The sequence below is a fragment of the Sphingobium terrigena genome, assembly GCF_003591655.1.
GTDB classification, from domain to species: domain Bacteria; phylum Pseudomonadota; class Alphaproteobacteria; order Sphingomonadales; family Sphingomonadaceae; genus Sphingobium; species Sphingobium terrigena.
Genome location: NZ_QVRA01000052.1, coordinates 1 through 8,505, shown reverse-complemented (window position 1 = coordinate 8,505; position 8,505 = coordinate 1). Strand labels below are relative to the sequence as shown.

5 protein-coding genes are annotated in these 8,505 nt (G+C 63.0%); all 5 read left to right on the top strand.

Annotation, left to right across the window (positions count from 1 at the left end):
- Window positions 1–92: 92 nt before the first annotated feature.
- The 5 genes from D0Z70_RS23775 to D0Z70_RS23755 are packed head-to-tail and all read left to right on the top strand — an operon-like array spanning window position 93 to window position 8,362.
- A complete protein-coding gene (locus tag D0Z70_RS23775; RefSeq protein ID WP_147418834.1) occupies window positions 93–773 on the top strand; it encodes a hypothetical protein in 681 nt (226 codons plus the stop codon).
- Complete coding sequence (locus D0Z70_RS23770; RefSeq protein WP_119750653.1) at window positions 770–2,887, top strand: DDE-type integrase/transposase/recombinase; 2,118 nt, start codon at window positions 770–772, stop codon at window positions 2,885–2,887. Before D0Z70_RS23775 ends, D0Z70_RS23770 begins: the two co-directional genes overlap by 4 nt.
- On the top strand, window positions 2,866–4,014 hold the full coding sequence (locus D0Z70_RS23765) for a TniB family NTP-binding protein (RefSeq protein WP_119750651.1): 1,149 nt from the start codon (window positions 2,866–2,868) through the stop codon (window positions 4,012–4,014). Before D0Z70_RS23770 ends, D0Z70_RS23765 begins: the two co-directional genes overlap by 22 nt.
- Entirely contained in the window at window positions 4,011–5,918 is a 1,908-nt protein-coding gene (locus D0Z70_RS23760) for a TniQ family protein (protein WP_119750649.1), read from the top strand. Before D0Z70_RS23765 ends, D0Z70_RS23760 begins: the two co-directional genes overlap by 4 nt.
- 14 nt (window positions 5,919–5,932) lie before the next feature.
- Window positions 5,933–8,362, top strand: a complete 2,430-nt coding sequence (locus D0Z70_RS23755) for a TOTE conflict system archaeo-eukaryotic primase domain-containing protein (protein ID WP_119750647.1) — start codon at window positions 5,933–5,935, stop codon at window positions 8,360–8,362.
- Window positions 8,363–8,505: the final 143 nt, after the last annotated feature.

Genomic DNA, 8,505 nt, shown 5'->3' with positions numbered 1-8,505 from the left:
TCTGAGCGGAACCGATTAACGCCCTTTGCGGAAGCAGTTATACTGAACCGGTAATTCGAGTCGTTCCCGTAAGGAGAATAGCGGATGCCGGCGTGACCGACAAATCTGCCCGTTTGCGTTCTGGCGCAACGGTGCGGTTCGCCCGAAATCCGGCAGGACGGCCGGGGCAAAGATCGTGCACGGGTTGGTATCAGTCGATCAAGGCTGGCGATGCGCTACCTTATGAGAGCCTGCTCGAGCGCGATGCGCTGTTGCTTCTCGACTTCGATCCTGATGTTGCACAGTTCGGGGTGCAACCGGAAACGTTCGTTTGGACGGAAGCGGGCCGACAACGGCGTTACACCCCCGATATCCGGCTGGAGACGGTGGGCGGCGCGGTCATCTACCGGCAGGTGAAACTGGCCACGCGATTGGCGGCTGACCCGACCTTGGGCGGACGGTTGCCAGCAATCGAAGCCGAGTGCGCCGCGCGTGGCGCCCGGCACGAGATGTGGCTCGACACCGATATCCGGCGACAGCCACGCTTGTCGAATGCGCGACGGCTGCGCGCAACGGTGGCGGTGCTGGCGGCAGAAAACCTCCACGCGATCCACACCATAATCACCCGCCTCCCCTTTCCGTCGAACCTGGGCGTAGCCGCCGAGGCACTCGGCGGCCGACCCGTGCACGTCAACATTGTGCTCGGCCTCGCGGCAGTCGGCGAGCTTGTGGTGGATCTCGATCGACCGCTCGATGACGACACGGTCCTCATGCGGGGAAGGAATGCGAAATGAACGCAACGCCGATGCGCTTCCAGCAAGGCGACACGCTCTCGATCCGGGACGATCAAGGTCAGGTGGCGCTCTGGTTGGTGATCGAGCGCAAGCGCCGTGGCTATCTGTTACGACCGCAGAGCGGCAGCGATGCGCGAACATGGAGCGACGATGAAATCGACATCGTCTATGGCGCCCGGCGGCTGACGCATCATCCTTGCAATGCGGACGGCCTGCCCAAGGCGATCGCCGAGACGCTGGAGAAAACCTGGGAGTTCTGGCCCGAAGAAATTCGCCGCGAGGCCGAGCGCAGGGACACCTATGTACGCATGGTCGACGCGATCCGCGGCGAGCACCCGACACTTATGGGCGCCTATGCCGCTGCCGCTGAGGTCGTGTTCGACGCGCATCATGAACAATGGGAACGCGAGGATACCGCGCTTGCGGCCCGGATGGCCGCGGAGCGGCGAAAAGGGAACGGCGAACCGCGCCGCACCAAGGCAGCGGCTCGGCCCAATCCTTATACAGTGCGGGCGTGGTATGGCGTATGGAGCCGACACGGCCGGGATATCCGGCTCCTGATCCCGCATTATCATCGGCGCGGGGCACGCCAACCCCGCTATGCGCGCGAGGACGGCGATCATCCCGATACCTACAAGCTCATGCGGCAGGCCGTCGAAGTCTGGTATTTGGGCATGCCGCGGCGGCGGAAGAACTATGCCTATCGCCGCTATGTCGATTTGTGCCGCGAACAGAATGTTCCTGCGGTCAGCGACCGGACCTTCCGCGTGTTTATCCGCGACAATTATACCGAGCGGCAGGAATATGAGCGTCGCTTCGGTCGGCGCGCAGCCTGGCTGAAGTTCGGCATCTTCGAGCGGCGGAGCCCGCCCGAACGGCCGCTCGAAGAAGTGGAGGTGGATCATTGCCTGATCGATCTGGTGGTGGTGCATCCGGAGAGCGGCCGCGCCTTGGGGCGGCCCTGGCTCACCGCGCTTCTCGATCGCGCCACCCGCATGATCGTAGGGGTGCATCTGAGCTTCGAGGCGCCGTCCTATGCCTCACTTCAGAGAGCGCTTGCCCATTCCTTATGGAAGAAGGATCTCTCCGGGCTCGCCGATATTGAGCATGACTGGCCGTGCCACGGCGTGCCCGAATGGCTGATCTGCGACAACGGCAAGGAGTTCCGGTCGCAATCGCTGCAGTCGGCCGCCAGGATGCTCGACATCGGCATCGTCAATCTGCCGGTGAAAATGCCATGGTTGAAGGGCGCGGTCGAGCGCGTGTTCCAGACCATCGGCGTGCAGGTGTTCAGCCATGAGGAAGGGACGACATTGTCGCGGACCATGGATCTCTATGATCCGGTGGCGCGGGCAAGGCTGTCGCTCGAGGATGTGCGTAATCGTATCCTCAAGTGGATCGTCGACGACTATCATCAAAGCGTCCACGATACGTTGAAATGCACGCCCTATGAGCGCTGGCGAGAACTCAGCGCGCTTTACCCGGTGCGCCCGGTTCCCGACTTCGACCATATTGTGCGGCTGACCGGAGAGACCTTCTTCCGGCGCATCTCCAACATCGGCATCCAATATGAGGGTCTGCTCTATGCTGATCGGGAGAAGCTCGAACCCCTGCTGGCGCGCCGCAGCGGGTTGGAGAAGGACTGGGAGTTACGCTACGATCCCTATGATCTGGGTGAGGTCTGGCTGCTCGACGACGAGCGCGGCGAATGGCTGATGATCCCGTGTATCGACCAGAGCATATCGCGGGGCGTCTCCAAATATCAGCACAAGATCCATCGTTCGATAGCAAAGCGAAGCCTGCCGAAAAATGCGCCGGTGACGGTCGCCGATCTCGAAGCGGCGCGCGGTCTTGCCGAACAGACGGCGGGAGAGCTGCAAAGCAAGGCGAGCAAAGTCCGCAGCAAGACGCGGGCGGCGCGGTACGAGACCGACGGTCGCTACTTTACGCCGATCGAAGGCCAGAAACGACCGCCTAAAATAGGAACGCAGGGACCGGCGGTAGAGACCGCACCACCTGCGGCGAAACAGATACCGGCGCCGTCGCCTCCCATCATAGATCTCGACGCGGACATCGAGGCTCTGGTTGCACAATGGGCGGACCCGAAGCGATGACACATCGTCGCGCCGCGAAGTTATCGGCACGGCCAGCGGTGCCCGACGCCGTGCTTGCGTTCGAGACCACGGTGATCCCGCATACGCGTCACACGGAAGCGAAGGCGGCGATCCACGAGTTACATGGCCGATACCGCCCGCGCGGGGACAGCCGACGCTTCAAGGCCCGGGCCCTGCTCATTATCGGCTCTGCTGGGTCCGGCAAGACGACGGCGCTCGAGGACTATATGGCCGACTATCCCGACAGCGCGACAGAGGATGCCGATATCCGCCGCATCGTTTACGTCGAAGCACCGGAGCGGACGACGCGACGGGCGCTGGTGGGGGCGATCCTCGGCGCCTACGGCTATCGTGCGCGGGACCATTGGAACACCAGCGAGGTGATCGAGAAGATCGCCTTCTATGCCGAGGAGACGGGCACCGAGATGATCTTCATCGATGAAGGGCATCACATGGTGAACGAGAATAATCCCGACATGACGGCGGAAGTGACCGAGTTCATCAAGTCTTTGCTCAACCGTGTGAAAGTCCAGATCGTGATCGCGGGTCTTCCCCGGCTGCTCGACATCTCCGTGCCGGGCGAAAAGACGATGCAACTGCGCCGTCGGCTGCAACCGACGATCATTCTCAAGCCCTATGACTGGGCGAGCCGGAGCGGCCGCACGATGTTCTCTGGCGTGCTCGGCGTCATGGAAAAGATGATGGGGTTGCCGGATGCGTCCGGCCTCGCGAAGCACGAGATGGCGAAACGCATCTACGTCGCGACGGGCGGCGAGATCGGGATCGTCTCCAAATATCTGAGCCAGGCGCTGAGCGTGGCACTGGCGATCGGCCAGCGGTCGATCGATCTGAACCTGTTGGGAGAGGTTCATGCGGGCTGGCATCGGATTTATGAGCCCGACGTCAGGGATATGCTGGACTTCGATGCGATCCTTGAGGATGAACCGTCAGTTCCGAGCGGCGGCCCGGCTCACCACGACAACCCCTTCCTGTGTTCGGCCGAACGCCTGCGCGAGATCTGGCTGCGCGACACAGTACCTCCGTCGCCCAGGACTATGAGCCGCGTCACAAAGCTGCGCGGAAGCGGCGCGCAACCCCTGCGGCCCTTCGTGCGCGAGGGATTATGACAGCACCGGCAACTCGACTTGCGTTGCGGGTGCGGTCGGCAGCGTTCGAGCCAGGCTGGGCACTATTCAACCGGCTTGCCCTGCGGCATGGCTGTGAAACCCAGTTGGAATTTGCGCGTCAAGTGCCGCTGGTCGACCGGACCGACTTCGTTCGCGATATGGAGCGTGGGCGACGCTTCCACGATATCGCGCGGCTCAGCGGCGTCCCGCTCGAAGTATTGCTTCGCAACTCGATAATGCAGACCAAGGGTGGGAGCGTCCTTGCAGGTGAGCTTGTGAGCCGCAGCGGCAATATCAGCTATAGTTGTCACTTCGCCCGTATCTGCCCGGACTGCATGCGATCGGATATCGAGCAGGGTCAAGGGCCGGTCGCCTGTCGGTCGTGGCGGCGATCCTGGTGGGATCTGGCGAAGGTATCGAGCTGTCCCAATCATGGTCGGGTACTGCTGGCGATCTGTCCTGTCTGTCGGCATACGTTCCGCCGTTCGGACCTGTCACCAGCGCGCTGCACGTGTGGGCACGATCTGACGCAGGAATGTACCGAAGCGGTCACGTCGGATGACACGATCGGCGACGCCTATCTTATCGGCAGGCTTGGTGATGGCCCCCGTATCTCTCACGCGTTCCTCGACAGCCTGACGTTCGCGGACGCCGCCGAGATTATGCAATGGGTGGGCTCGGTCGCACGCTGGGGCAGATCGATCGTCAGCTGGCGGCGGCAGGAGCCTGCGGAGCGTACCCGCACAATGGCGGCGGGCTTTGCTGTCTGCGAGGACTTCCCCGACCAGTTCGAAAAGATGCTGGACGGGATGCTGGCGGCATGTCCGCTCAAGCGTCTGACGCCCGTGGGTGTCTATGGGCGTCTGCAATACTGGCTCGGCCTGTCCACCAGTCCGGCTCTCGACCCAATCCGGGAGACCGTCAAGAATCATGTGGTGAAGAATGTGCCGATAACAGCAGGCACCATGTTGTTCCGCCAACCCGCAACAAAAGGCGATCTCACCACGCTAGGCGGTCTGGCGAAGCTCTGCGGCGTATCCGCTGAACGGATCGCGACCGTAGCCGCCGCATTGAGGTTGATCGACTCGCTGCCCAGCAACGCCCGGGGTATGGTCGTACCGAAATCCCTCGAGGAGCCGTTGACGGCCTTCTTCCGCGAGTCCTGTTCTCCCGAAGACGCACGGCGTCATCTCGGCGTCGGTCTCGGGCTGTTCAAGGCGCTCATAGCGCGACACTATCTTCCCCGCGCCTTCCCGCTTGGTGGAGCGTCGATCCCGGCGCAGTATCGTCTGGCAGATCTGGACCGCTTCCTTACTGCTTTGCACAGTGATGCGCCGTTCGTCACAGCGCCGCCGCGAGGCAGCGAGACGATCCTGCGGGCCGTGCGCATCTGTTATCGGTCCTCGGAGGCGATTATCGGCGGGCTGCTGCGTGGCCAGATTAAAGCTACGGGCCGCTTGCGCGGCGAACGAGGCATTGCGCAGATACTGGTTGATACCGACGCGGTGATCACTGGCCTCGAATATGAGGACGATCCGATGTTCATGCTCATCGCGCAAGCTGCGCGGCACCTCGGCGTGACCATCCCGACGGTTGCAAGGCTCAAGCAAATGGGATGGCTGACAATCGACAGGAAACAGACACCGCTCAGGATCATGCCCGCCTTACGGCGAGCAGAGGTCGAAGCGTTCGGCGCGCGCTTCGTCAGTGCTGCCGAGTTGGCGCGTATCCCCGGCAAAGCTACCCATGCCGTCAGGGTTCATCAACATCTGCGGAGCGCCGGTCTGGTGCCGGTGATCGCTGGAAGCCGAAAGCTGCAGCCCTTCTATCACCGCGAGAGCGCCGAAAAAGTGATCCGTGGGGTCTATCGTGATCGGTTGCCCGAAACGACTGCAGCGATGTGAACGGATCTGCCGGCATGGATGAAGCGGTTCGGCTGCGGGCCCGGCTCAAGGCGCTGGATGATGAACGGGCGGCAGTGGTCGTGGCGCTGGATGCCCTCGCAGCGCAACAGTCGACCGAGCACCGAAAAGCCGATGCTGTCTCGCTGTTTTCCGACGCGCCGGTGACCGCGACATCGCCGACAGGCGAGAAGGTCGCGTTGTTCCGCAGGCTGTTCGCCGGTCGTGAAGATGTCTTCCCACTGCGCTGGGACAATCGCAAGACCGGCCGCGGCGGCTATGCGCCCGCCTGCGGCAACGAGTGGAAACGCGGACTCTGCGACAAGCCACAGGTCAAATGCGGCGAGTGTACGCACCAGGCGTTCCTGCCCGTGACGGACGAGGTGATCGACAAACATCTGCGTGGGCGGGCGTTATCGCGATCGGATGCCGGCGACTTTGTGGCGGGCGTTTACCCGCTGCTTGCGGACGAGAGCTGCCGGTTCCTCGCGGCCGACTTTGACAAGGCGAGCTGGGCCGAGGACGCGCTCGCCATGATGGAAACCTGCCGCCTGCGAGGGGTGCCCGCCGCGCTCGAGCGATCCCGATCCGGCAATGGCGGCCATGTCTGGATCTTCTTCGCCGACGCCGTGCCGGCACGAACCGCCCGCGCGCTGGGCGCATCGCTATTGACCGACACGATGGAGCGGCGTCCGGAGATCGGGTTCGGCTCCTATGATCGCTTCTTCCCGAGCCAGGACACCATGCCGCTCGGCGGGTTCGGCAATCTGATCGCGCTGCCGCTGCAGGGGCACGCCCGCAGGCGGGGAAACAGCCTGTTCGTGGATGAGCAGTTGCGCCCCTATCCCGATCAATGGGCGTTCCTGTCTTCGCTGTCGCAACTGGATGCGCACGACGCCGCGCGCATGGTGGCCGACGCGGAAATGCGCGGGCGGGTGCTGGGTGTGCGGATGCCGGTGGAGGACGAGCATGCCGCCGAGCCCTGGCGGATGACACCGTCGCGGCGGCCGTCTTTGTTGCCTGTGGCCGAGCCGCTGCTTGAGACACTCGATATCGTGCTGGGCGATCAAGTTTATATGGACCGGACCGGGTTGCCCGCGTCGCTGACCGCACAGATAGTCCGGCTCGCAGCGTTCCAGAATCCCGAGTTCTATCGGGCCCAGGCGATGCGCCTGCCGACGTTCGGCAAGCCGAGGATCATCTCCTGCGCGGAGCTTCACCAGAAACATATCGGGCTGCCGCGAGGATGCCTCGACGAACTGGTCGCGCTTATAGCTGCTCATGGAAGCACTGTCAGGATCGACGACCAGCGAATGGCAGGGACTCCGCTCCCGGACGGTCTGTCGTTCCAGGGTGATCTCGAAGAACCCCAGCAAAAGGCGGTCGACGCGCTCGATCCGCATGACGATGGGGTGCTGGCCGCGACAACGGCGTTCGGCAAGACGGTGGTAGCCGCACACCTCATCGCAAAGCGGCAGGTCAATGCACTCGTGCTCGTCCATCGCAAAGAACTGCTCAGCCAATGGGTCGAACGGCTGCGAACGTTCCTCGATATCGATCCGAAGCTGATCGGGACGATCGGCGGTGGCAAGCGGAAGCCTACAGGCGTGATCGACGTGGCGCTGATACAGAGCCTCGTAAGGCGCGGCGAGGTCTCGGATCTGGTTGGCGACTATGGTCACCTCATCGTCGACGAATGCCATCACCTGTCCGCGGCGAGCTTCGAACTTGTAGCCCGGCGCGCCAAGGCCAGGTTCGTGCTCGGCCTGTCCGCAACGGTTGCGCGCAAGGATGGACATCAGCCGATCATCTTCATGCAGTGCGGCCCGATCCGCTATCGGGTGGATGCGCGAACCCAGGCTGCCCGCCGCGGGATCGCCCATCGCACACGGCAACGGCGCACGGCATTCCGGCTGCCGCAGCCGCTCGCGATCATGGACAGACCGCCGATGCCGGCGGTTTATGCCGCGCTGGCGCAGGACGAGGCCCGAAACGATCTTATCTTCGATGACGTGCTGCGTGCCCTGGAGGCGAAGCGCTCGCCAGTAATCCTGACAGAACGCAAGGACCATCTCGAATATCTGCAGGGCCGGTTATCCCGGTTCGTGCGGAATCTCGTGGTGTTGCGGGGTGGAATGAGTGCGGCGGAACGCAAGGTAGCGGACGCCGCACTGCGTGTGCCTGACAGCGAGGAGCGGCTCATCCTCGCAACGGGCCGCTACATCGGCGAAGGGTTCGATGACGACCGTCTCGACACGCTGTTCCTGACCATGCCGATCTCCTGGAAAGGGACGCTCGCGCAGTATGTCGGGCGCCTGCATCGGCGGCACGCGGGGAAAACTGACGTGCTCGTCTATGACTATGTCGACGACGCGGTTCCAATGCTCTCGCGCATGGCCGCCAAGCGTCAGGCCGGATATCGCGCGCTCGGCTACACCATCGAGTAATCCGGGGCAGAATCACTTATCGATTCTCGGAGGCCACCGGCGAATCGAGAACCGATTCTGCGAATGAGATTAATGGTTCTCGACGGTCGCCGGACGCCGCCTGCAACCGTCAACGTCATATGAGCTTATCGATTCTCCACAGA